Raw genomic sequence first — 24,491 nt, 5'->3', positions numbered from 1 at the left:
GGCGTTGTTGCGCAATTCGGGCCTGAGACGTGACTTCCCCTTTCCCCGCTGACGTCAGGCCACGCGGACTATCTCGGCGGTGCAGAGGGCGGAGAAGCGGTTCATGAGGGCGATGCGGATGTGGATTTCGGCGGTCTGGCGGTCGGGATCTCGTGCGGCGATGCGCTCGCCGAAGGCTTTCAGGCAGCGCATCCTCGCGTCGATCCGGCTGCGGGCGTGGTATCCGGTCCAGCGCTTCCAGAACGCTCGGCCATAGTATCGGGTCGCGCGCAGTGTGTCGTAGGCGCCGTCGGCGGTGACAGTACCGATCGGCTCGTTGTCGGGGATTTGGCCGAGCAGGTCCGGGAGCACGGGACTGTCGCCGTCGCGGCTGGGGGTGAACTCGACGGCGCGGATGTCCGAAGTGGCCGGGTCCATCGCCAGATGTACCTTGCGCCACTGACGGCGTCGCTGCGATCCATGCTTGCGAGCCTGCCATTCGCCATCACCGAGAAACTTGATCCCGGTGCTGTCGACCAGCAGGTTCAACGGTCCGTCGGCGCGGCGATACGGGACCTGAACGGCCAGGGTTCTCTGCCTGCGGCACAGGGTAGAGAAATCTGGCACGGGCCAGTCCAGGCTAGCCAGTCGAAGCAGGCTGGCCACCATCCCGGCGGTCTGGCGCAATGGAAGCTTGAACAGGACCTTGATCGACAGGCAGAACTGGATGGCCGCATCGGAAAACACCGCGGGCCGTCCAGGCCGCCCATCACGCGGCGCGCGCCAGGTCATCTCCTTGTCCACCCAGATCAGCAGAGACCCCCGCTTGCGCAGCGACGCGTTGTAGTTGGACCAGTTCGTCGTGCGATAGCGGGCGGGAGGTGGCTTGCTCATGCAGCCCGTGTAACCGCATGGATTCGCCAAGTGAATCCTCCATGGCCCGAGTTCTGCAACAACGCCTCGAAGGCCGCGCGGCGGCGGTCGTCAATCGGTGTCGGTCGACGGGTGTTCCGGTCAACATAGACATGAACGAAGAACCCCTCGGCCGAGGTCTCGGGCTCGTCGTTCCGAAACAGCCCGATCTCGAACCGGACAGAGGAGGAGCCGATGCGACTGACCCGCAGACCGGCATGGATCACGTCCGGAAACCCCATCTCGGCGAAGTATTTGCAGCCGGTTTCGACCACCAGGCCAAAGGTCTCGCTCTTGCCCGGTTCCAGCAGTCCCTTTTTGATCAGCCAAGTGTTCACCACCGTGTCGAACAGCGAATAATGCACCACGTTGTTCATGTGGCCGTAGACGTCGTTGTCCATCCACCGCGTCGTGATTGCCTGAAATACCCGGTAGTCGGCTCGGGTTGCGCGCGGCGCGGCCATCACCAGGCCGCCTTGTAGATGGCGAGCGCATCCGCCTCGGTCATCTCGCGCGGGTTGTTCACCAGCAGACGGGACTGCAGCATCGCGTCCGAAGCCATCTTTTCCAGCGCCTTTTCGGGAATATCCACCTCGCGCAGGCGCGTCTGCATCCCAAGCCGCTTCGACAGATCGGCCAGCGCGTCGATAAAGGCGGCGCAGCGGGCCTGGCCCCCTTCGATGTCGGCGAGATGCGGGAAAGCGTCTGCCGCGATCTCGGCGTAGGCGGCATGCGCAACGGGCGCGTTGAACCGCAGCACATGCGGCAGGACCAGCGCGTTCGACAGGCCATGCGGCACGTGGAAGGTGCCGCCGATCGGATAGGCCAGCGCGTGAACGGCAGCGACGGGCGAATTGGCAAAGGCCTGCCCGGCCAGCATCGACCCGAGCAGCATCGCGCCCCGTGCATCGACATTGCCAGGCTCCACAACAACGGTCTCGATGTTCGCGCCTAGCATGCGCAGCGCCTCGCGCGCCAGCATCTGGCTGAGCGGGTTGTTGTTGGCGTTAGCCGAGGCAAAGGCCTCGATCGCATGCACCATCGCGTCCACCCCGGTCGCGGCGGTGATCGCGGCGGGCAGACCAAGGGTCAGGTCCGCGTCAAGAACGGCGATGTCGGGCAGCAGGATCGGCGCGGAGACGCCGCGCTTTTCTTCGGCCCCGACGGTGATGATCGACACTGGCGTGACCTCGCTTCCGGTGCCCGCCGTGGTCGGCACCAGCACCAGCGGCAGGCGCGGGCCCTTTGCCTGACCGACACCCCAGGCCCCGTCCAGATCCTCGCCCGAGCCCAGCAGCAGCGCCGACACCTTGGCCACGTCCAGCGACGACCCGCCACCAAAGCCGACGACGCCGGTGACCTCTGCCGCCTGCCCCGCTTCAACCGCGGCCTCAAGCGTGGCGCGCGAGGGGTCGGCCTCGACCTGATCGAAGACCGTCACGGCGATCCCGGCGGCGTCAAGCGAGGCCAGAGCCTTGTCGCACAGCCCCAGCTTGCGCAGGCCCGGATCGGTGACGAAGAGCACGCGCGCGCCCAACAGGGACCCCGCAACGCTGGCCAGTTCGGCGGATGCGCCGGGGCGAAAGACAATGGATTTCGTGGTGTTGAAGGTGAATGGCTGCATGGGCTCCTCAGGCGTTTTCGTTTTGAACATAGCCGTCGCGCAGGCGGAACCGCATGATCTTGCCGGACCCAGTCCGCGGGATCTCGGCCACCGCCACGACGTCATGCGGCAGCTTGTATGACGAAAGCGTGCGGGCGCAAAAGTCCCGGACGGCCTGAAGCGCGGGCAGATCGTTCTCGGCGACGATGAAGGCGACCGGCACCTCGCCCAAAGTCTCGTGCGCGACTCCGACGACGGCGCAATCGCGGATGCCGGCCATTGTCTGGATTGTCTCTTCGACTTCGGCAGGGGCAATGTTCTGGCCGCCGCGGATGATCAGTTCCTTCAGCCGTCCAGTGATCGTGAGATATCCTGCAGCGTCCATCCGGGCCAGGTCGCCGGTGCGATACCAACCTGCTTTCAACGCCGCCTCGGTCGCTTCGGGTTTGCCATGATAGCCCTGCATCACATTGGGGCCGCGCACGATCAGTTCGCCCTCTTCCCCGAAAGGCACATTGTGGTCTTCAGCGTCCACCAGCCGCACAGCAAGCCCCGGCAGTGGCAGCCCGCAGGAGCCAAGCACCCGCGCCTCGCCGGGCCAATTCATCGTGACCATGGTGGAAGTCTCGGTGATACCGTAGCCGTCCAGCAGTTCGATCCCGAACTGCTCCTCAAAGGCGCCGTTCAGCGTGGCGGACATGATCGCCCCGGCCGAGACGCAGCGCCGGACGGAATGGAACGGGTTCCACCCCTCTTCTTTCGCGGCCAGCATCAGATAGTGAAACATGGTCGGCACGCCGGGCATGATAGTGAAATTACCCTGTTCCAGCAGATCCATGGCCTCGCGGGTCGAAAATTTCTCCATGATGAATTCGCCCGCACCATTGGCGACGATCGACAGGACCGAGAAGTTCAGCGCGTAGGAGTGGAACAGCGGGAGGGGCGACAGAACCCGGTCTTCCGGGCCAAGATGGACAATGGGCGCCCAGCACGCCGCATTGACCCAGAGCATCGAGCGGGTGGTCAGCTTGACCCCCTTCGGCTTGCCGGTGGTGCCGGAGGTATAGACGATCATCGAGGTTGCATCGATGTCGTCCGCCGGCAGTTCGACAGGCGGCGCCGCGCAGAGGTCCGCGAAATCGGACACGCCGTCCGGTTGCGTCCCGTCAAGATCGGTCAGGATCAGGGTCTCAGGCCGATCTGTTGCCAGCGCGTCCACCGCATCCGTCTTTTCGCTCCGGGTCACAAGGATCGCGATCCCGGCATCGCTCACGCGATAGGCCATCTCATCTGATTTGGCGTCAAACGCGATTGGCACCGCGATGCCTCCTGCGCGAATCGCGGCCAGAGCCGCGACGATCCAGTCGACGGAGTTGGGCAACCAGACGCCAACCGTCCCGCCCGGTGCCAGCCCAAGCGCCCGGTACTGGCCCGCGAGCGCGCAAACCTCGCCCGCGAGGGCGGCGTAGGTTATCGACCGGTTGCGGTCTTCAAAGGCCACCTTGTCCGGGAACGTCGCCGCCTGGCGGGGCAGCAGCGTCGCCAGCGGGGCGATCAGATCGGTGCGGATCATGGTGTCTCCTCCCTCTTCGGCCTGCGATCAGACCATGCTGAAGCCGCCATTCGCGCTGATGACCTGCCCGGTGATCCACGAGGCCTGGTCGGAGGCCAGAAAGGTCACCAGCGGCGCGATATCGTCGGGCTTGCCGATGCGGCGCAACGGATAGGCGCGCACGATCTTCTCCATGTTCTTGGCGAGGAACTCGGCGTCCGAATGCGCCGTCTGCACCAGCCCGAGCGACACGGCATTGACGCAGACGTTGTTGCGCCCCAGTTCGCGCGCCAGGCTCTTGCCAAGCGCCACGGTCCCGGCGCGGGTGGCCGCGGCCATCGACAGGTTCGCCTCGCCGATACGGGAGCTGTCGCCGATCAGGCTGATGATCCGGCCCCAGTTGTTGTCGATCATGTGCGGCGCGACAGCGTGGCAGCAGTGGATCGCACCGTAGAGGCAGACATCCATCTGGGCCTTCCAGTCGGCGGGCGTGGAGTCGACAAATTTGCCGTATTTCACATAGCCCGCGTTGTTGATCAGGATATCGACCTTGCCGTGATCCGCGACGATGGCGGCGACCATGGCCTTGACCTGATCGTAGTCGGCGATGTCGGCCTGATAGGCCTTTGCCGTGCCGCCCGCCGCTTCGATATCAGCCACGACCGCTGCGGCCTCATCCGCGGACTTGCGATAGTTCACCGCAACGATGGCGCCTTCGGCGGTCAGGGTCCGGGCGATGTCGCCGCCGGTGTCGCGGCCGCCGCCGGTCACAAGGGCCACGCGGCCAGTCAATCCGAATTCCATAATCTTACTCCGTTTTCTGTGTCTCGGCGATCAACGCATGCAATTTGCTTGGCGTGATCGGCAGATTGTTGATGCCAATGCCCAGATGCGCAATGGCATCGGCGACCGCGTTGGCGATGGCAGCAGGCGCACCGATGGTGCCGCCCTCGCCCATGCCGCGAAAGCCGCCGGGGTTATCGGGCAGTTCGGTTTCAAGGTGATGCACTTCGAGCATGGGCACCTCGGCCGAGGTCGGTATCAGGTAATCCGCCAGGCTGGCCGAGAGCAGTTGCCCGGCCTCATCGAAATGCAGCTCTTCCATCAGCGCGACGCCGATGCCCTGCACCACGCCGCCATGCACCTGGCCGTCGACCACCATCGGGTTGATCATCCGCCCGCAATCCTCGGCCACAAGAAAGCGGGTCAGCCGGATCGCCAGCGTCTCGGGGTCAATCTCGACCTCTGCGATATGGGTGGCGGCTGTAGTGGTGCCGAGGAAGGGGTCGTAGCTCTCCTGCGCTTCCAACGTCTCGCGCGCCTCCATGGGCAGGGTGGTCATGTCGGAATAGACCGCGCGGGCCAGTTCGCCAAAACCGATGCGGTGGTTGGTGCCGGGGACAAAGATATCGCCGTCGCCGGTCTGGATGCTGTCGGGATCGACATCGAAGAGTCGTGCCGCGACCCGTTTGACCTTCTTGACCAGCACCCGGGTGGTGACAATGGCCGCGCCACCGCCGATCACGGCCGAGCGGCTGGCATAGGTGCCCGTGCCATGCGCTGTCACGGCGGTATCGCCCTGCACCACGGTCACATCACCGGGGCGCACGCCCAGTTCCTCGGCCACGATCTGGGCAAGAGTCGTCTCAAGGCTTTGCCCGTGAGAGGCGGTGGCGAAGGTTGCGGTCACGGCCCCCGTTGCGTCGATGCGTACCGAGGCTGTCTCGGCCCCCGTATTGATCGGCATCCCCGGCGCGACGGCGATGCGCGACCCGATGCCGGTCAGTTCCGCATATGTCCCGATGCCGATCCCCAGCCAGCGGCCCTGCTCCCTCGCCTTGGCCTGACGATCCCGAAAACCGTCTAGGTCCACGACTTCAACGGCCTTTTCCAGGCACTCCATGAACCCCGAGTGATCCCAGCGGATCCCGGACCCTATGCGGAACGGGAAGTCCTGCGGGCGCACAAGGTTTCGACGCCGGCTCTCGGCCGGATCAAGCCCCAGCTTTGCCGCCGCCATGTCCACCAGCCGCTCCATCGCGAAAACCGCCATCGGCCTGCCGACCCCACGATAGGGCCCGGTCGGTGGTTTGGGCGTGCAGACACCGCGCACCCGGCCAAGATACGCAGGCGTGCGGTAGGGACCGGGCAGGAAGCTGGCCACCTGCACCGGCTCCAAGGCGGCGGTCCAGGGGATGATCGAATAGGCGCCGATGTCGCCGATGATGTCAGCCTGAAGCGCAAGGAAGCGCCCCTCGTCATCGAAGGCCAGCGTTGCCTCGACCACCTCGTCAAAGCCCTGGCTGGTTGAAGTCAGATCCTCCAGACGGTCCGAGACGTATTTCACCGGGCGTTCGAGCCGCCGGGCCAGGGCGGTCACGATGACCTCCTCGGGATAGAGCGAGCCCTTGCCGCCGAACCCGCCGCCGACATCCGGCGCGGTCACCCGGATCCGGTTGCCGGGCATATCCAGAAGCCGGGCCAGTTCATCCCGCACAACGCCGGGGATCTGGGTCGAGCCGTGCAGGGTCAGCGCATCCCGCCCCCGGTCGTATTCGGCGACGTAGGCGCGGTTCTCGATGGCCAGCGGAGACTTGCGGCGCAAGCGAAACGTGCCTCGGACGGAATGGGGCGCAGCGTCGATTTCGCCCGGCGCGTCCCCGGTGGCAAAGCTGCGCTCAAAGACCAGGTTCCCGGGCACGTTATCGTGTAATTGCACGGCCTCGGGTTTCAGCGCTGCAACCGGATCCGAGGCGGCCTCGATCCCCTCATAATCTACCACGATCAGCGCCGCGGCGTCTTCGGCGAGGTAACGGTCACGGGCAACGACAACCGCCACCGGCTCCCCCACGTAGCGCACCACGTCGCGCGCCAGGATGGGGCAATGGGTCGCGTGGTAATTCTTCATCCGCGACGGCGCGGTGAGGTCGGCAATGTTGGTGAAATCCTCAGCCGTCAGCACGGCTATCACGCCTGTCATCGCCCGCGCATCATCCGCGTCAATGCCAAGGATCCGTGCGTGTGACTGATCCGAACGCACGAAGGCCAGATGCACCATCCGCTCCAGCTTGATATCCGCAACATAGCGGCCCGCCCCGGTCAGCAGACGGGGGTCCTCCAGTCGCTGGACCTTCTCGCCGACGTATTTCGGACGGGTGACCTCGGTCGGCGCGGTGCGGACGGACTCATTCATAAGCGTCGGCCCCTTTGCTCAGGCCCTGCCACTGCGCATCGTCATGGCCGCAGATCACCATCGCGCCCTCCGCCTCGATGGCGCGGATGCGAGCGTAAGAGGCCAGCAGCGCCTCCGGGTCGTCGGCATTCCTGGGCACTTCGTCATGGTCGAGGTTGCGGCGCAGGCTGACCGCGTCCGACACGCAGAGCACCTTTCCGGTCTGCTCCAGTTCGGCCAGCAGACCCATCAGCCCGGGCGTGTGGCCGGGCAGATGCAAGCAGGTCAGACGGCCGTCGCCCATCACGTCATGCCCCTCACCAACCGTCAGCATCGGCATCGGGTGGTCCCATTCCTGCGGCATGTAGCCCTGCGCCGCCGCACCTTCGGCCCGCGCGGCGGCCAGTTCCGCCTCATGCACCACGAAGCGCGCTTCGGTGAAGAATTCGTTGCAGCCACAATGGTCCGGGTGGAAATGCGAGTTCACCACCACGTCGATATCCCCCGGTGCAAGATCAAGCGCGGCAAGATTGTCGATCACATTCGCCGTATGCGCGCCGATCGGTGTCATCACCCCGGCCAGCTTGCCCCACCTGGCCTCGGCATCCTCTGAAACCGAAGGATGGCAGCCGGTATCGTACAGGACGTTGCCGTCAGGGTGGCGAAACAGGATCGCGATGACGGGCAGCTCGATCGGCTCGGTCTTGTCGGCGTCGGGAACATATATCCGCCGCCGCATCCGCAACCGCCCGCCGTCCAGTACATGCATCTTCATGCTGCCACCCCGTCCCGTTCATTCACCAGATCGCGCACCGCGCGGACAATGTGTTCATACCCCGTGCACCGGCACAGGTTGCCCGACAGCGCCTCCCGGATCTCTGCATCCGTTTCGAGTGTCTCGGTCTCGAGGATCTCGGCGACCGTCATCAGGAAGCCCGGTGTGCAGAACCCGCACTGCAGAGCGTGATGGCGGCGAAACGCCTCCTGAATGCTATGCATCTTGCGGGGCGAACCAAGGCCCTCGACCGTCACGATCTCGGCCCCCTCAAGCTGCGCGGCGAACAGCAGGCAGGACCGCGCGGTTGTGCCGTTCAGTCGGATCGTGCAGGCACCGCAGACGCCGTGTTCGCATCCGACATGGGTGCCGGTCAGACCCAGCACATCGCGCAGGAAGTCGCTGGCCAGCATCCGACTTTCTGCCCGGCCGGTCATTTCCTCGCCGTTGACGGTGAGTGTGATGTCGATCATGTGCGTCCTCCTGCCCGTCCGGCCGCGCGTTCCAGCACCCGCCGGGCCAGAACCGGCGCAAGGCGTCTGCGGTAGGCGACCGAGGCATGCATGTCCTCGTTCGGGTCCAGTCCTTCGGCGCAGTCGGCGACGATGCCGGCAATGGCGTCCGGGGTCTGACCGACCAGCGCCGCTTCGACCGCCTCCATGCGCAGTGGCACGTCGCCAAGGCCACCGAAGGCGAGGCGAGCAGAGGCGATCCGCCCGTCGTCGAGCATGACGTTCGCCCCGCAGGCGACCATCGCGAAATCGCCCGCGCGCAGTGAGACCTCGTCAAAGGCCATGCCCATGTCGGGATCGGGCACCGGCAGCAGCACTCCGGTCAGCACCTCGTCCTCGGCCAGGTCGGTGACGAGCGGAGCAATGAAGAAATCCTCGGGTGCGACGGCGCGCTGGCCATCGGGGCCCAGCAGTTCAAGCACACCGTCCAGCAGTCGCACCAGCAGCGGCCATTCGGCCGAGGGGTCTGCATGGACCAGCGAGCCACCAATGGTCCCCCGATTGCGGATCGCAACGTGGGCGACATGAGCCATCGTCTCGGCCACCACGGGCAGATGCCGTGCGAGTAACGGGTCGCGTGCTGCCTGGGCGTGGCGGACAAGCGCGCCTATGCGCAGGCTACCCCCGGTTTCGGAGATCGTGGCAAGGTCGGAAAGGCCGTTGATATCGACCAGCCGTTCGGGGCTGACGAGGCGGAAGTTCATCATCGGGACCAGGCTCTGCCCGCCCGCAAGAATCTTGGCGTCATCATGGGCCAGCGCCGCGATGGCCTCGTGCAGCGTTCTGGGCCGCAGGTATTCGAAGGGGGCAGGTTTCATCTCATCGCCCCTCGAACTGCGGCGCGCGCTTTTCGGCAAACGCCGCGCGTCCCTCGGCATAGTCCCGGCTGGCGGCGGCGGAGTCGATCAGCACATCAGCTTCGGCAGCATCGAACGTACCGAGTGTCAGGCCGTTCAGGATATATTTCGCCCCGCCCTGCGACAGGGGCGCAACCTCGGTCAGCGTGCCAGTATAGGCCATCGCCTCGGCCATCGGATCGTCGCAGAGACGGTCGGCGAAACCAATCTCCAGCGCCTCTTGCGCGCCGAAGCGTTCGCCGGAGAAGAGGATGCGCTTGGCGTTTGTCAGCCCGACCAGTGCCAGCAGCTTGCGCGTCGCCTGCACGCCGTAAACGATGGAGAGGCGCGCTGCCGGGATGCCGAACTGCGCCTCGGGGTGCACGAACCGGAAGTCCGCCGACATCGCCAGATGCATGCCGCCTCCCAGAGTGTAGCCCAGATTGACCGCAATCACGGGCTTCGCCGCGTGGGCGATCCCCGCGCAACCGAAATCCACGGCCACCTCGTATTCCTTGGCCTTGGCCAGATCGTCCCGGACAGTGGCGAATTCCGCGATGTCCGCCCCGGCCGAAAAATCCGTGCCCGCGCCGGTCAGCAGGATCGCCCGGACCGATCGGTCAGCGGACAGCGCGCCGAAGACATCGCCGAACTCCCGCCACATCGCGTAGGTGACAGAGTTGCGCTGCTTCGGGCGGTTGATCGTGACGATGGCGATACCGTCCTCTCGGGTGATCTCGATATCGCTCATGCACCTGCCCCGGCTTCGGCGACACAATCGCGGAAGCTGTCGAAGAACTGGCGCGCCAGTTTCTGCGCAGTGGAATCCAGAAGACGCGAGCCGAGCTGCGCGAGCTTGCCGCCCACATCTGCTGACGCGTCGTAATGCAGGACCGTCTCCTGCGGGCCAACCTCTTCCAGCCGCACCCGAGCCGAGCCCTTGGCAAAACCGGCGACGCCGCCCTTGCCCTCTCCGCTCAGCAGATAGCCTTCGGGCGGCACGATCTCGGTCAGCGTGACTTCGCCGGCAAAGCGGGCCTTCACCGGCCCGACCTTCAGTGCAACCTTGGCGCTGAGGTGGTCCGGCGCGTCCTGCTCCAGCGACTCGCAGCCGGGAATGCAGCGCCGTAGCACATCGGGGTCGTTCAGGGCGGCCCAGGCAGTGGCCCGATCGCAGGGAAGGGTAACGCTGTCTTGCAGTTTCATTGGCTTATCCGTTCGACTGGCGCCGGGACGCAGAGGTCCCGGCGCCTTTGTCTCAGTTGGTTTTCTTCACAAGCGGGCAGTCACTCTCGGCCAGCGGGCGGAATGCCTTGTCGCCGGGAATGGTCTGGACCAGTTTGTAGACGTCCCATTCGCCGGTGGATTCGGCGGGGGTCTTGACCTGATAGACATACATGTCGTGCACCATCCGGCCGTCTTCACGGATGTGGCCGCCCTTGGCGAAGAAGTCGTCGATCGGCATCTCGCGCATTTTGGCCATAACGGCCTGCGCCTCGGTCGTGCCGGCCGCTTCGACGGCCTTCAGGTAATGCATGGTCGAGGAGTAGTCGCCGGCATCTCCCATGTGCGGCATGACGCCCATCTTCTCCTTGAACCGTTCGGCGAAGGCGCGGCTCTCGTCGTCCTGGTCCCAGTAGAAGGCGTTGGTCAGGATCATGCCCTGCGCCGCCTCGAGGCCCAGGGCCTTGACGTCGGTCAGCCAGACCAGCAGCCCGGCGGTCAGCTTGCCGCTGTCGGCAATGCCGAATTCGCGCGCTGATTTCACGGCGTTGATGAAGGTCGTACCCGACCCGGCAATTCCAACAACATCCGCCGGTGAGGCCTGTGCCTGAAGCATGAAGGCCGAGTGATCAGAGGTCTCGATCGGGTAAAGCACGTTGCCGACGACCTCGCCGCCTGCCTTGGCCACGATGGCCGAGGCATCGCCCTCCAGTGCGTGGCCGAAGGCATAGTCGGCGGTCAAGAAGAACCACTTCTTCTTGCCCTGCGCCACAAGCTCGTTCGCCGTGCCGTTCGCCAGCGCAAAGGTGTCATAGGCATAGTGGATCGAGTTCGACGTGCAGCCTGCGCCTGTCAGCCTCGACGATCCGGACCCGGTGACGATGGCGATGCCTTTCTTGTCCGCCGCGATCTGCGCGACCGAAAGGGCGATCCCGGAATTGATCAGATTACTGATCAGTGTCACGCCCTGCCCTTCATACCATTCCTGCGCGGTCGCGGCCGCAATCTCGGGCTTGTTCTGGTGATCCCCGACCAGCACTTCGATCGGCTTGCCCAGTACCGAGCCGCCGAAATCCTCGACCGCCATCTGCACGGCGGTAACTGCACCTTGTCCGGACTCGTGGCTGAACTGACCGCTCATGTCGGTCAACACGCCGATCTTGACCTGATCGTCTGCGGCAATTGCCGGAACAGCGGCCAGACAGGCCGCGATGGCCCCGCCAATAACCTGGGTTGCGAATCGTTTGTTCATCTCTTCCTCCCTACGCCGCAGTGCGGCAAGTTTAGTTGTGTTATCGAACTTAGCTGCTCGGAGCCTATAAGAAAGTGTCTGATTATACCGTTGAAACTGGCTAATTATCAGCTCTTAGCAACAATCTCCTGGCTCTCCTCCCTCCGCGTTGATATTTTGGTTCGCATATTTTGACTTGCACGAATAGACTATACGGGATTAGCTTCGTCAAGACCGGACTACACGAAGTCGTGCATCGGCAGTGACACGCAAGCTGCCGACAAGACGACCGGGGGGAGGAAAATGGAAAGCCATCCAGCCATTCTGGAGACGCGCGGTTTGACGCGTGAATTCAGCGGCTTCGTTGCTGTGAACGCAGTGAACTTCGCGGTGCGCCAAGGCACGCTGCACGCGCTGATCGGTCCGAACGGGGCCGGGAAAAGCACGCTGTTCAATCTGCTGACGCGATTCCTTGCGCCCAGTTCCGGGCAGATCTTCTATGACGGTGAAGACATCACCCGCGCCCGCCCCGCGTCGCTTGCGCAGCGTGGGCTGGTGCGATCCTTCCAGATCTCCTCGGTGTTTCCGCACCTCAGCGTCCATGAAAATGTCCGCGTCGCGCTGCAATCGCGCCATCGGGAAACCTTCGGCTTCTGGAAATCGGATGCCGGGTTGCGCCGGCACGATGCGGCGGTCGATGCGCTGTTGGAGGATGTCGGGCTGGACTCCTATGCCCGTCGCATCGCGGTCGAGCTGCCCTATGGACGCAAACGCGCGCTGGAGCTGGCTACGACCCTTGCGATGGAGCCGCGGGTGATCCTGCTGGACGAACCCATGGCCGGAATGGGTCAGGAGGACATCCAGCGCATGGCGCAGCTGATTCAGCGGGTCGCCAAGGGGCGGACCGTTGTAATGGTAGAGCACAACCTTTCGGTGGTTGCCGACATCTCTGACCGGATCACCGTCCTGCGCCGGGGCGAGATCATCGCCGAGGGCGACTATGACACGGTCTCGGCCGATGCCGAGGTGCGGCAGGCCTATATCGGGGGCGGCCATGACTGAGCGCCGCCTGACTGTCGCAAATCTCCACAGCTGGTACGGCGAAAGCCACATCCTGCATGGCGCAGAATTCCATGTGAACCGGGGCGAGGTCGTCACCCTGCTGGGCCGCAACGGGGCGGGCAAGACGACGACGATGCGCGCGCTCATGGGTGTGCTGCGCAAGCGCACCGGCACGGCCACGCTGGACGGTCACGATCTGCTGGCCACGGCGCCTCACCGGATTGCGCGGCTTGGCCTTGGTTACGTTCCGGAGGAACGCGGCATCTTCTCGTCGCTGACCGTGGCCGAAAACCTTGTCCTGCCGCCCATCGTGCGGTCGGGCGGGATGAACGTCGCGCAGATCCACGACCTGTTCCCCAATCTCAAGGGACGCGACCGCATCATCGGCACCCGACTGTCCGGCGGCGAACAGCAGATGCTGGCCATCGCCCGCATTCTGCGGACCGGAGCAGATTTCATCCTGCTGGACGAACCGACCGAGGGTCTGGCCCCGGTGATCGTCGAGGATATTGCCCGCGCGCTCGGCACGCTGAAGTCGCTCGGCCTGACCATCATCCTGGTCGAACAGAATATCCGCTTTGCCGTGGCCAATGCCGACCGTCACTACGTGATGGAACAGGGCCGGATCGTGAACGAATTCACCAACGAGGCGCTCAAGGCAGACATGTCGCGCATCGACGCCTACCTCGGCGTCTGACAGGAAGGAAAAGATATGCCCGACATTTTCGGCGTGCCCGTGGTCGTCCTGCTGGGTCAGATCATGCTGGGCCTTATCAACGGGTCGTTCTACGCGGTGCTCAGCCTCGGGCTGGCGGTGATCTTCGGAATGCTGAACGTCATCAACTTCGCCCACGGTGCCTTCTACATGTTCGGGGCCTTCGTCACCTGGCTGTGCCTGTCCTACCTTGGCCTGAACTACTGGGCCTCGCTGATCGTAGTGCCGGTCGTCGTCGGCGCGTTTGGCGTACTGGTCGAACGGCTGGCGCTGCGCCACCTCTACCGGATCGACCATCTCTATTCACTTCTATTCACCTTCGGGCTGGCGCTGGCGATGGAGGGGCTGTTCCGTTATGTCTTCGGCTCGGCGGGCAAGCCCTATCCTGTACCCGAGGCGCTGACCGGCATCTTCAATCTGGGGTTCATGATCCTGCCGATCTATCGCGCCTGGGTTATCGTCGCCTCGGTCACCGTCTGCCTGCTGGTCTGGCTTGTTATCGAAAAGACCCGGCTGGGTGCCTGGCTGCGAGCGGCGACCGAGAACCCCTCGCTTGTCACGGCTTTCGGGATCAACGTGCCGCTGCTGCTGACCCTGACATACGGGTTCTGCGTCGGGCTGGCCGGGTTCGCCGGCGTGTTGGCCGCGCCGATCTATCAGGTCAGTCCGGGCATGGGGTCTAACCTGATCATCGTGGTCTTTGCCGTGGTCGTCATCGGAGGGCTCGGCTCCATTGGCGGGTCGATCCTGACCGGCCTCGCGCTTGGTGTGATCGAGGGGCTGACCAAGACTTTCTATCCCTCGGGCTCCACCATGGTGATATTCGTCGTAATGGTGCTGGTCCTCATCGTCCGCCCTGCGGGCCTGTTCGGACGGGAGACTTAAATGACCACGCTCGTGACCTCGATCCTCTCCACACTTAACCGGCCCTGGCTGAAATGGGGTGCCCTCGTGGCCCTTGCGCTGGCTCTGCTGATTGCGCCCTTCGCGGTCTATCCCCTGTTCCTGATGAATGTGTTCTGTCTGGCGCTCTTCGCTTCTGCGCTGAATCTTGTGCTGGGCTATGCCGGTCTGCTCTCGCTGGGACATGCGGCGTTCTTTGGCGGCGCGGCCTATGTCACCGCCCATGCCGCAAAGGCCTGGGGCCTGCCCTTCGAGCTGTCTGTGCTGCTTGGCGTCGTCTTCGCCGCGGTGTTGGGGCTGATCTTCGGACTGATAGGCATCCGCCGCTATGGCATCTATTTTGCCATGATAACGCTGGCGCTGGCGCAGATGATCTATTTCCTCGCCGTGCAGATGCCCTTTACCAATGGCGAGGACGGTATCCAGTCGGTCCCGCGTGGCATGTTGCTGGGTCTGATCGACCTCTCCGACATCCGGGCGATGTACTTCGTCGTTCTCGCCCTCGTCGTGGTCGGTCTGATGGCGATCTGGCGCTTCGTGCATTCGCCATTCGGCCATGTGCTGGCCGCGATCCGCGAGAACGAGCCGCGCGCGGTTTCGCTTGGCCTCGACGTGGCGCGTTACAAGCTGATTGCCTTTGTGCTGTCCGCAGGGCTGTCCGGCCTGGCCGGATCCCTCAAGGTCCTCTCGTTCCAGCTGGCCGCGCTGAACAATGTGTCCTGGCACCTGTCGGGCGAGGTCGTGCTGATGACGCTGATCGGCGGGCTGGGCACCTTTGCCGGGCCGATCATCGGATCGGCCTTCGTCGTCGCGCTTGAGCATGTGCTGACCACCAGCGGGCTGCCTGTCTCGCTGGTGATCGGGGTGATCTTCATGGCCTGCGTCATGCTGTTCCGCCGTGGCATCTGGGGCGAAACCCGCGCCCGCATCACCGCCATGCTCGAACGAAGGCAGTAGCCCTATGGCACGGCAAGGACGTAGCGCGGGGAATAGTCGGTCTCGTTCGCCATCAGGGGCACCCGGCAATCACTGCACACCACGAGCGGAACGAAATCCTGACCGCAATCGCGATGCCTCAGCCTGAGCGGCGCAGCACCGGGGTTCAGCCACCGATCGCCCCAGGCCATCATCACGATCATCGGCTTGTAGAGCGCCCGACCCATTTCGGTGAAGCGATATTCTGAGCGCCCCGCCCCTGGCCCATAAGGCACCTTGTCAAAGATTCCGGCTTCGACCAGTCTCGCCAGCCGGTCAGCCAGAACGTTCGAGGCAATCCCCAACTTCTCGCGCATCTCGTCGTATCGGCGCACGCCGAAATAGGCCTCGCGGAGCACAAGAAAGCTCCACTTGTCACCGATGATTGCCAGGGACCGCGCAACCGAACAGGGCCGGACACGTTGCAGGACTTTCGGATCGGAACTGCGCCGGGTGCGAGGGCGAACGGAGGCCGGGCCAAAGCCCGCACCGGGGCCGTCGCGGAAATGCACCGTGCCGGTCGAGACGGGTTGCAGGCATTCGGAACAGACCGTGACCGGATGCATTTCGTGGCCACAGGACAGATGGCGCATTTGCAGCGGCGGTTCGTCCTCGCCGCGCAGCCAGATGTCGCCGAATTCCATCAGGGCCAGCATGGTCTGGAATAGATCCTTGCCGCGTTCGGTAAAGAAATATTGCCGACCCGGCTCTCCTTCCTTGCGGCTGAGAACAAAGATCCCGTTCTCTATCAGCGCGGAAAGACGGGCGGCAAGCGTCTGGCGCGGGATGCCCAGCCGTTCCTGGAACCGGTCAAACTTGCGGATTCCAAAGAACGCTTCGCGGATGATGAGAAAGGACCAGCTGTCGAGGACGATCTCGACCGTGCCGCGCACCGAACAGTTCCGCTCCATCGGACCCTGCTTTGTCTGCACCTCGCCGTCCATTCCGCCGTCGCCTCTCATGCCTTGCCTGATTGGATCTGCACCGGTTCTGTTCCGGTCAGGTACTCATTCTAGGCGGCCCTTTGTTCGAAGGCCACGGGTGATTTCCAGCCGAGCGCTGTGAACTGATGCGGTGGATGCCCCCACCCGACGGGATCGAATGTGCCATAACGGTTTCGTAGGAACCAACGCGAGGGAGGCATCCGTGTCAGAGATTAGGGTCAGGATGCATTGATTTCCAACGCGCTGCGTGATTCACGGCCCGAAAAACGGAGCGGTGACATGAGCGACCTTTTCTGGCTGACCGACGAGCAGATGGCCAAGCTTTCCCCTTTCTTCCCGAAGTCGCACGGCAAGCCGCGGGTCGATGATAGACGAGTGTTGAGCGGGATTATATTTATCAACCGCAACGGGTTACGCTGGCGAGACGCTCCAGAAGCCTACGGACCGCACAAGACGCTTTATAGCCGGTGGAGGCGTTGGAGCGAGAAAGGTATCTTTGCACGGATGATGGTCGGTCTGGCCGCCGAACACGGCGAGGAAAAGACCGTGATGATCGACGCGACCTACCTGAAGGCACACCGCACCGCGACCAGCATGGCCGCGAAAAAGGGGGGCGCGGTCGCCTCATTGGTCGAACCAAGGGCGGCATGAATACCAAACTGCATGCCATCTGTGACAGCCAAGGGCGGCCGCTCAGCCTGTTCGTCACCGCTGGGCAGGTCAGCGACTACATCGGTGCGCGAGCGCTACTGAGCAGCCTACCAAAGGTCGACTGGCTGCTCGGGGATCGTGGCTATGACGCCGACTGGTTCCGAGATGCGTTGAAAGACAAAGGGATACGCGCCTGTATCCCGGGCCGAAAGCAGCGCAAGACGACCGTGCAATACGACAAACGCCGATACAAACGGCGCAACCGCATCGAGATCATGTTTGGCAGGCTCAAGGATTGGCGGCGCGTGGCGACACGTTATGACCGTTGTCCGAAGGTCTTCCTTTCAGCCATCGCCCTCGCCGCAGTCGTCATCTACTGGTTATGAATCCTGACCCTAGAGGTATCCGGTAAGGGCAGGGCGATTCACTTCGCGTGTCCCCTCGACTTCGCGGGCGTCCTTCAATCACTCGTCATCAGGGGCGTTTCCAAGATCTGTCGCACATAATTATGCCACTGCGCGGCAAACTCCTGCGCGAGCAACGACGGGCGGCGCTGTTGCGGAGTGATCAGCGAATATGCGAACGGTACGGACGGCTCGAACCTCTTGAACTTGACACTGGCGTTCTCCCCTCTCAGCCGAAGATAGCTCTCTGCGCTCAACGGATCGACAACTGCGCAGATTTGCCCCGCCTCGATGAAATGGAATAGCGGGACAAAATACTGGGCGTCCACACAAAGGTTGAACTCCGCCCCGCACGCGTCGAACGCTCTTTGCGTATCCCGGACCGTGACGTGCCCAGGTTGCAATGCGCCCATTGGCTCACCGTCAAGATTCTCAGCAGTGACCGTGCCGCGATCGGCAAGCGGATGATCGGCTGGCAAAGCGCACAAACAGGTGCAGGTTGTGACCAGCTCCGAAAAAAGTTCGCTTTGCCAGCGATCCTCCGTCTCGGAACGGGTCCCCATGTCGCAGAACCCGATGTCGAAGCTCTGTGCGGCAATCAGGTTCAGGATTTGTGGAGAGCTTCGGGTCGAGAGCGTAACCCTGATATCGCGCGCATCGCCGATGAACCGGCTTACGAATTGCGGCATCAGAAACGCGGACGGGCCAGGCATGGTGACAATGCGAAGCGTTCCACGGACCCGGTCACGCATGCCGGCTAGGTTGGATCTGGTGGCAGACACCCGATCGAGGATCTCTTCGGCTTCGGAAAGCAGGTAACGCGCCTCGGGGACCGGGGAGAGTCGGCGGCCCTCACGATGAAACAGCTCCATGCCAAGAGATGCCTCAAGAGCCTTCAGTGCAGCACTGATCGCAGGTTGCGTGCGATGCAGGTTTCGCGCGGCGGCACTCAACGACCCGGTATTCATGATCTCACGGAAGACGGCCAACTGCTGAAGATTCATACACTCTTCTTATAAGAAAAATTTTGTATAACAAACATATTTCAAATTTGCTTTTATTTCATTGTTGGCTTCAAACTTCCCCGAGGCCGAAAGCACCGGGCGAGCGGCCTGCCTCTTTCCGGCCACGTTCAAAAAGGGAGACAAGACATGGGACTCTATGCAAGATTGACCGCCGCTTCGTTGGCCGCGGTTCTGACAGCCGGCGCTGCAGCGGCTCAGGATTCGTCGTTCTTCCGGATCGGTACCGGGTCCGCCGGCGGCACATACTTTCCCATAGGCGGCACCATCGCCAATGGCATCTCCGCACCGCCGGGATCGCGGCCATGCGACGAAGGCGGACAATGCGGTGTGCCCGGCTTGATCGCAATCGCTCAATCCACGACCGCCTCGGTGTTCAACAACACGGCCGTTCAGAATGGCCAGCTCGAAGCCGGCATGGCGGCGGCGGACGTGACGCGCTCGATGTACCTGGGCGAAGGCAAGTTCGACGGCAAGCCGCACGAGAAGCTGCGCATCGTCGCGAATCTCTTTCCCGAGGATCTTCACCTCGTCCTGCCCAAGGGCGACTCGATCGACAATCTGGGCGATCTGGCGGGCAAGCGTGTCGGCATCGCGCAAGCCGGTTCGGGAACCCAGGTTGCGGTTCTCCAGATGCTCGAAGCCTGGGGCGTGACGCGTGAAAACATGGAAGAGGCCGAGCTGAACAACAGCCAGTCTGCTGAGCGCCTCGCCGACGGGCAGCTTGATGCATATTTCTATGCCGCGGGCTGGCCGGTCTCTGCGATGGTCCAGCTGGCCACCACCAAGGGCATGGAACTGCACAGCTTCTCCGAAGAGGACCTCGCGAAGATCAACGAGATCATCCCCGCATACATTCCGTCGAGCATTCCCGCAGGTGTGTACGAGGGCATCGACTATGAAGTGAAGACGCCCGCGGTTTCGGCACTTCTGGTTGTCTCGTCGGACCTGAGCGAAGAGCTTGTCTACGGAATCACCAAGGCCCTGTGGAACGACAATACCCGCAACCTGCTCGACAATGGCCATGCGAAGGGCAAGCAGATCACGCTCGATACGGCGCTCGATGGGGTCATGAACCTTGGAGTTCCGCTGCATCCAGGAGCCGAAAAATACTACAAGGAAGTCGGCGCCCTCGAGTAACAACCACTACTTTCGTATTGCGCGACACGGGAGCGGCGGGCCGGGTGCCCGCTCTCCCGACGCCGCTTGCGACCCTGAACTGCAAAGAGACCACACATGGGCAACGCAACCGACCAGAAGGCGCATGACGTGTCTGGCGAAGATCTGAGCAGGATCGAGAAGAAATTCGACGAGGGGGCTGCAACGCGCACCGTCGGGCCGGGCTTTGCCAAGGTGCTGCGCTATGTCGCCCTGACCTTCGCAACCTATCATTACCTGACCGCAGGGTTCGCGCTTCCGCCGGATTACTGGCACATGGGCTGGCACCTGTCGGGCCTGTTCATTCTCACCTATGCGCTGTTTCCGCTGGTCCCGACAAAAAAGGCCTTCGACTACAAGGTCGGAACGTTCCACCTCGGAGGCGTTCCACTTCTCGACATGCTCCTGATGGCGCTTGGCGTTGCGTCTGCGCTGTATCTTGGGCTGGCCTGGCGGGGCATCCCGGCTCTCGGGATCGAGGAACAGACGTTTCGGATGGGCAATCCCAACAATTACGACATGCTCTTTGGTGGCATCCTGATCCTCCTGGTGCTGGACATCGCGCGTCGGACGCTGGGCTGGGTCCTGCCGCTCATCATCTGCGTGTTCATCTCCTATGCCTTGTTCGGGCCGGTCTTTCCCGGGCTGCTCCAGCATCCGGGCGTCAATTTCCGGACCTTCGTGTCGTCGATGTATTTCCCGCAGGAAGGCATCTTTGGCGTAACACTCTGGGTCGTCTCGACCATCGTGTTCCATTTCGTGCTCTTCGGCGTCATCGCGCAGCGCACGGGGCTGGGGCAGTTGTTCATCGACAACGCCACGATCCTTGCGGGGAGGTATACCGGCGGGCCAGCGAAGGTGTCGGTGGTGTCATCGGCCTTTTTCGGGACGATCTCCGGCTCCTCGGTGGCCAATACGGTGTCGACCGGGGCCCTGACCATTCCGAACATGAAGCGACTGGGCTATCCGGGCCATTTCGCGGGGGGTGTCGAGGCTGCGGCGAGTGCGGGCGGGCAGATCACACCGCCGATCATGGGCGCGGCGGCGTTCATCATGGCCGAGTTCCTGGAGCTTCCCTATACCACGATTGTCATCGCTGCGATCTTTCCCGCGCTCCTGCATTATGTCGGCGTCTTCTCGGTGGTCCACCTTATGGCCCGTCGGTTGGGCCTGAAGGGACTGGAAGCGGACAAGCTGCCGCAACTTGCGGCGGTCTGGCGCGAAGGCTGGGCAAACGTTGTGCCTCTCATCGGCCTGCTGGTCGTGCTGTTCTCGGGCTACACGCCATACATGTCGGCGTTTTGCGGAATTTCCCTGTCGATCATCGCGGGTATGAGCCGCGTGAAGGAGCCGCTTACCCTCGTTTATCCTACCGCCTTCGTTGCCTTCGTCATCTGGAAGTATCTCGGCGGCGGCTTCGATTTCGGCATGTCCGCGATCCTGGTGGCAGGGGCGGTGATCGTCTCGCTGAACCCGCAGCGGCGCACGACCCTGGCAGAGATGGCCGACACGTTCGAAACGGGGGTCAAGTACGCCTTGGCCGTCGGCGCGGCAGCGGCGGCTGTCGGGATCGTCATCGGGGTGATCAACACGACCGGCATCGGGTTTCGCATCGGTTTCATGGTCACGCAGACGGCCACCAATCTCGGATCCGATCTGCACGGGCTTTTCACCTACGGGTCCTGGGAACTCTTTTCGATGCAGGACCTGACACTGTTTATCAGTCTGGTCTTCATCGCCCTTGCCTGCATCCTGATGGGGGCCGGGGTGCCGACGACGGCGCTCTACATCATGCTCGTATCGGTGGCGCAGCCGGCCCTCTCCCAGCTGGGCATTCCGCCGATCGCCAGCCACATGTTCGTCCTCTATTATGGTGTCGTTGCGGAAATCACTCCGCCGGTTTGCACATCGGCATATGCTGCTGCGGCAATCGCGGGGTCGAACCCGTTCCGCACCGGGATTTCCGCCTTCACGCTCGGATTGGGCAAGGTGGTGGCGCCGATGGCCTTCGTTTACGCGCCCGTGCTGCTCATCGTCTCGTCCACCGGGTTCGATCTGTGGGAATTCACCTATACCGCGACGAGCTGCATCCTGGGGGTGGTATGCCTGTCGGCGGCGGTTGTCGGGTATTGGCTCGCGCCAATGGGCGCCATGTTCCGCTGGCTGATGGCACTGGCCGGGCTCGTCTTCATCGCTCCTTCCCTCCAGGCCGATCTGGTCGCGCTGATCATCGCCGGTCCGGCCATTGTCAGCCAACTCCTGCAGCGTCGCCGTGCGCTCGCGGAGGCCTGAGCAATGGTGAATGACGTTACCGTCCTCGGTGCCGGGATCGTCGGCATCTCCACCGGGCTGTCCCTGCTCGAACGCGGGCTGAATGTCCGCCTGATCGACCGGGACGATCCGGGGCAGGCGACATCCTTTGGCAATGCCGGTGTCATCTCGCCCTGGTCTATCGTGCCGCAATCCATGCCGGGTCTGTGGAAGAAAATCCCCGGTTGGCTGATCGACCCTCTGGGTCCGGTCACGGTCAGGCCCGGCCACCTGCCGCGCATGCTACCTTGGGGTCTGCGCTTCCTCGCGTACGGTCGCGAGGACAAGGTGCGCGACATTTCCGCGGCGATGGAAATGCTCAACCGCGATTGCGTCTCGCTCTACCGCCAGCATCTTGCCGGCACCGGGCACGAGGACCTCATCCGTGACAGCCACTACATCCACGCCTTTCGCGATGGACGGGCGGCGCGTCTCGATTCCCTCGAGAACGAATTGCGCCGGGGGGCCGGGGCCGAACTGGACAGGGTCGATGGCGAGGAATTGCGCCAGCTCGAGCCGGCCCTCTCGGAGGATTTCGAAGCGGCAATCGTGATCAAGGGGCAGGCCCGCGCGATCTCGCCGGGGCGCCTGGGTCAGGTCCTTTCGGACAAGTTCCGCAGACAGGGCGGCGAATTGTTGCGGGCGACGGTTCAGAGCATACACCCGCTGGAGCAGGGCGGGTGGTCCTGCATCACGGACCAGGGCAGCTACCAGGTGCCCAAGCTTGTCCTGGCGATGGGTGTATGGTCCGCAGAACTGCTCAAGCCACTGGGCATCCGCATCCCGCTGCAATCCGAACGCGGCTATCACATCAACTTCTCCGCACCTGGTATCACGCTCAACAACTCGGTCATGGACGTGGACAACAAGTTCGTCGCCTCGACGATGGAGCAAGGACTGCGCGTGGCCGGCACGGCCGAATTCGCCGGGCTTGATTCGCCAGTGAACGAGAAACGCCTCGCCGCGCTGATCCAGGTTGCGGGCAGGCTGTCGCCACATCTCAGGACAGACGATTACTCGACATGGTCCGGTCAACGTCCGAGCTTGCCCGACAGCCTTCCCTGCATCGGCGAAATCGACGGATTTCCCGACCTGATCACCGCTTTCGGGCACAGTCATTACGGCTTGATGATGGCCGCCAAGACTGGCCGGATCGTCGCCGATATCGCGACCGGGGCGACGCCGAACGTCGATCTGTCATCCTTCTCACCAACCCGTTTCTGAAAGGAATCCCAAAGTGCCAATCTATCCGGGCGGTCAGAACATATGCGGCATCACGATCGGCGTACTTGCCCTCGAAAGCTATTTCCCCAAACCGCCGGGCCATATCAAGAACCCCTCCAGCCTCAACTTCACTGTCACTTACGAGATTCTCGATGGCATTACGGTGCCGGCGCTGCTCAACAACCCGGACGGCGGGATGAAGAATCGGATCATCGAGGCGGCCCGTAGCCTAGAGGCTCAGGGCGTTAGGGCGATCACGGGCTCCTGCGGCTTTCTCGCACTGTTTCAGAACGAAATCGCCGCAGCGGTTTCGGTCCCTGTTTTCGTGTCCTCGCTGATCCAGGTGCCGATGGTTCATCACATGACGGCCGCACCGGTCGGCATCGTGACCGCGTCATCGACGGCCCTGACCACGGACCATATGAGAAATGTTGGCGCGGGCGATGTCCCGGTCGAAATCCAGGGGCTTGAAGACACCACGGAGTTTGCGGCCGTGATCCTGCGAAATGAGCGGGCGCAGATGGACCTCGAGAAAGTGGCATCCGACGTGATCGAGGCCGGACAGACGCTGATCCGCCGGGCACCCGAGATCGGCGCGATCGTGTTGGAATGCACCGATCTGCCACCCTATGCCCATCTAATTCAGGAGGCGTTGTCCCGGCCCGTCTTCGACCTGACGACGCTCTCCGGCATGGTTGCAACCTGCGTAAAGCGAGAGCCCTACTCCGGCTTTATCTGAAAACGCCGGCGGGGTTCTCCCGGCCTTGATGGCAGAACAATCGCGGAGCGGCCGGGACTCGGTTTTCCGGATGATCCTCGGCGGGATGCGTCAACGCAGGAAAAGGCCGTCAAGGTCTTCGCGAGTTTTAGGAAGAAGCTCAGCGAGTAGGGAGTGCTTGTATGTCGACTATGTGTTCAATCCCACGGTTTGATGGTGTGATCCTTTCGCGGGAATGGAAGGAAGCATTATGGGACAAGTTCGTCATGGCAGCGCCATGACCACGCACGCCGTCAGAGCTGCAATACAGCGATCGCGGGCTTCGCTCGCGGAGCTGAGTCGGGAGTTGGGGATCAACCCCAAGACGGTTGCGAAGTGGCGGAAGCGCCAGACGGTTGAGGATCAGAAGACCGGCCCGAGAACTCCGCGCTCTACCGTTCTCAGTGAGCAAGAGGAGGCCATGATCGTTGCCTTCCGGCGGCACACGCTGCTGCCTCTGGATGATTGTCTCTATGCCCTGCAGCCCTCGATCCCGCATTTGACGCGATCTTCTCTGCATCGCTGTCTGCAGCGCCATGGCATATCACGCCTGCCGGACGTGGATGGCGA

At 63.1% G+C, this 24,491-nt stretch carries 24 protein-coding genes; 10 read left to right on the top strand and 14 right to left on the bottom strand.

Annotated features, from left to right (window positions below):
* Positions 1-54 precede the first annotated feature (54 nt).
* The 12 genes from CRJ03_RS03785 to CRJ03_RS03730 are packed head-to-tail and all read right to left on the bottom strand — an operon-like array spanning position 55 to position 11,817.
* Positions 55-873 (bottom strand): IS5 family transposase, encoded by an 819-nt coding sequence (locus CRJ03_RS03785; RefSeq protein WP_104017591.1) that lies wholly within the window; start codon positions 871-873, stop codon positions 55-57.
* Positions 870-1,355 (bottom strand): acyl-CoA thioesterase, encoded by a 486-nt coding sequence (locus tag CRJ03_RS03780; protein ID WP_206018290.1) that lies wholly within the window; start codon positions 1,353-1,355, stop codon positions 870-872. The genes CRJ03_RS03785 and CRJ03_RS03780 overlap by 4 nt, the downstream gene beginning before the upstream one ends.
* Positions 1,355-2,515: an iron-containing alcohol dehydrogenase gene (locus tag CRJ03_RS03775; protein WP_104017589.1), complete on the bottom strand. Its 1,161-nt coding sequence runs from the start codon at positions 2,513-2,515 to the stop codon at positions 1,355-1,357. Before CRJ03_RS03775 ends, CRJ03_RS03780 begins: the two co-directional genes overlap by 1 nt.
* Positions 2,516-2,522: 7 nt before the next feature.
* Complete coding sequence (locus CRJ03_RS03770; RefSeq protein WP_104017588.1) at positions 2,523-4,067, bottom strand: class I adenylate-forming enzyme family protein; 1,545 nt, start codon at positions 4,065-4,067, stop codon at positions 2,523-2,525.
* A gap of 27 nt (positions 4,068-4,094) precedes the next feature.
* A complete protein-coding gene (locus tag CRJ03_RS03765) occupies positions 4,095-4,850 on the bottom strand; it encodes an SDR family NAD(P)-dependent oxidoreductase (protein ID WP_104017587.1) in 756 nt (251 codons plus the stop codon).
* Between the two features lie 4 nt (positions 4,851-4,854).
* Positions 4,855-7,239 carry a xanthine dehydrogenase family protein molybdopterin-binding subunit gene (locus CRJ03_RS03760; RefSeq protein WP_104017586.1) on the bottom strand — a complete coding sequence of 795 codons (2,385 nt, stop codon included), beginning with the start codon at positions 7,237-7,239 and terminating at the stop codon, positions 4,855-4,857.
* A complete protein-coding gene (locus CRJ03_RS03755) occupies positions 7,232-7,993 on the bottom strand; it encodes an N-acyl homoserine lactonase family protein (RefSeq protein WP_104017585.1) in 762 nt (253 codons plus the stop codon). Before CRJ03_RS03755 ends, CRJ03_RS03760 begins: the two co-directional genes overlap by 8 nt.
* Positions 7,990-8,466, bottom strand: coding sequence for a (2Fe-2S)-binding protein (locus CRJ03_RS03750; RefSeq protein ID WP_104017584.1), 477 nt, complete (start codon positions 8,464-8,466; stop codon positions 7,990-7,992). The genes CRJ03_RS03755 and CRJ03_RS03750 overlap by 4 nt, the downstream gene beginning before the upstream one ends.
* Entirely contained in the window at positions 8,463-9,323 is an 861-nt protein-coding gene (locus tag CRJ03_RS03745; RefSeq protein ID WP_104017583.1) for an FAD binding domain-containing protein, read from the bottom strand. Before CRJ03_RS03745 ends, CRJ03_RS03750 begins: the two co-directional genes overlap by 4 nt.
* Before the next feature lies 1 nt (position 9,324).
* Positions 9,325-10,092 carry an enoyl-CoA hydratase-related protein gene (locus CRJ03_RS03740; RefSeq protein ID WP_104017582.1) on the bottom strand — a complete coding sequence of 256 codons (768 nt, stop codon included), beginning with the start codon at positions 10,090-10,092 and terminating at the stop codon, positions 9,325-9,327.
* The gene (locus tag CRJ03_RS03735; RefSeq protein WP_104017581.1) at positions 10,089-10,547 is read right to left on the bottom strand and encodes an SRPBCC family protein; all 459 of its coding nucleotides are present in this window, start codon (positions 10,545-10,547) and stop codon (positions 10,089-10,091) included. Before CRJ03_RS03735 ends, CRJ03_RS03740 begins: the two co-directional genes overlap by 4 nt.
* 52 nt (positions 10,548-10,599) lie before the next feature.
* A complete protein-coding gene (locus tag CRJ03_RS03730) occupies positions 10,600-11,817 on the bottom strand; it encodes an ABC transporter substrate-binding protein (protein ID WP_104017580.1) in 1,218 nt (405 codons plus the stop codon).
* Between the two features lie 282 nt (positions 11,818-12,099).
* Here CRJ03_RS03730 and CRJ03_RS03725 point away from each other — a divergent pair, with 282 nt between their 5' ends.
* From CRJ03_RS03725 to CRJ03_RS03710, 4 genes are read left to right on the top strand one after another with little or no spacing between them, the layout of a single operon-like run.
* Complete coding sequence (locus CRJ03_RS03725; protein WP_104017579.1) at positions 12,100-12,858, top strand: ABC transporter ATP-binding protein; 759 nt, start codon at positions 12,100-12,102, stop codon at positions 12,856-12,858.
* A complete protein-coding gene (locus tag CRJ03_RS03720; RefSeq protein WP_206018289.1) occupies positions 12,851-13,555 on the top strand; it encodes an ABC transporter ATP-binding protein in 705 nt (234 codons plus the stop codon). Before CRJ03_RS03725 ends, CRJ03_RS03720 begins: the two co-directional genes overlap by 8 nt.
* Positions 13,556-13,570: 15 nt before the next feature.
* Positions 13,571-14,458, top strand: coding sequence for a branched-chain amino acid ABC transporter permease (locus tag CRJ03_RS03715; RefSeq protein ID WP_104017577.1), 888 nt, complete (start codon positions 13,571-13,573; stop codon positions 14,456-14,458).
* Complete coding sequence (locus tag CRJ03_RS03710) at positions 14,459-15,433, top strand: branched-chain amino acid ABC transporter permease (protein ID WP_104017576.1); 975 nt, start codon at positions 14,459-14,461, stop codon at positions 15,431-15,433.
* A 2-nt stretch (positions 15,434-15,435) separates the two neighbouring features.
* Here the strand turns inward: CRJ03_RS03710 and CRJ03_RS03705 are convergent, their stop codons facing one another.
* A complete protein-coding gene (locus tag CRJ03_RS03705; RefSeq protein ID WP_206018288.1) occupies positions 15,436-16,413 on the bottom strand; it encodes a winged helix-turn-helix transcriptional regulator in 978 nt (325 codons plus the stop codon).
* A 261-nt stretch (positions 16,414-16,674) separates the two neighbouring features.
* Between CRJ03_RS03705 and CRJ03_RS03700 the strand changes: the two genes are divergently transcribed.
* A protein-coding gene (locus CRJ03_RS03700) for an IS5 family transposase (protein WP_104017575.1) occupies positions 16,675-17,432 on the top strand; the annotation gives its coding sequence in 2 pieces (ribosomal slippage) (positions 16,675-16,999 and positions 16,999-17,432; 759 coding nt in all).
* Between the two features lie 74 nt (positions 17,433-17,506).
* Here CRJ03_RS03700 and CRJ03_RS03695 read toward each other — a convergent pair.
* On the bottom strand, positions 17,507-18,454 hold the full coding sequence (locus tag CRJ03_RS03695; protein WP_104017574.1) for a LysR family transcriptional regulator: 948 nt from the start codon (positions 18,452-18,454) through the stop codon (positions 17,507-17,509).
* Between the two features lie 147 nt (positions 18,455-18,601).
* Between CRJ03_RS03695 and CRJ03_RS03690 the strand changes: the two genes are divergently transcribed.
* From CRJ03_RS03690 to CRJ03_RS03670, 5 genes are all read left to right on the top strand, one after another.
* Positions 18,602-19,612 (top strand): TAXI family TRAP transporter solute-binding subunit, encoded by a 1,011-nt coding sequence (locus CRJ03_RS03690; protein ID WP_104017573.1) that lies wholly within the window; start codon positions 18,602-18,604, stop codon positions 19,610-19,612.
* 96 nt (positions 19,613-19,708) lie between these two features.
* Complete coding sequence (locus CRJ03_RS03685) at positions 19,709-21,922, top strand: TRAP transporter permease (protein ID WP_104017572.1); 2,214 nt, start codon at positions 19,709-19,711, stop codon at positions 21,920-21,922.
* Positions 21,923-21,925: 3 nt separating this feature from the next.
* Positions 21,926-23,164 (top strand): NAD(P)/FAD-dependent oxidoreductase, encoded by a 1,239-nt coding sequence (locus tag CRJ03_RS03680; RefSeq protein ID WP_104017571.1) that lies wholly within the window; start codon positions 21,926-21,928, stop codon positions 23,162-23,164.
* 13 nt (positions 23,165-23,177) lie between these two features.
* Positions 23,178-23,903, top strand: a complete 726-nt coding sequence (locus CRJ03_RS03675; protein ID WP_104017570.1) for an aspartate/glutamate racemase family protein — start codon at positions 23,178-23,180, stop codon at positions 23,901-23,903.
* 229 nt (positions 23,904-24,132) lie between these two features.
* A partial coding sequence (locus tag CRJ03_RS03670) for a transposase family protein (protein ID WP_500690879.1) occupies positions 24,133-24,491 on the top strand: 359 nt, incomplete at its 3' end.

It is taken from the genome of Roseovarius nitratireducens, from assembly GCF_002925845.1.
Classification (GTDB): domain Bacteria; phylum Pseudomonadota; class Alphaproteobacteria; order Rhodobacterales; family Rhodobacteraceae; genus Roseovarius; species Roseovarius nitratireducens.
This window is presented reverse-complemented; position numbering and strand designations above follow the sequence as displayed.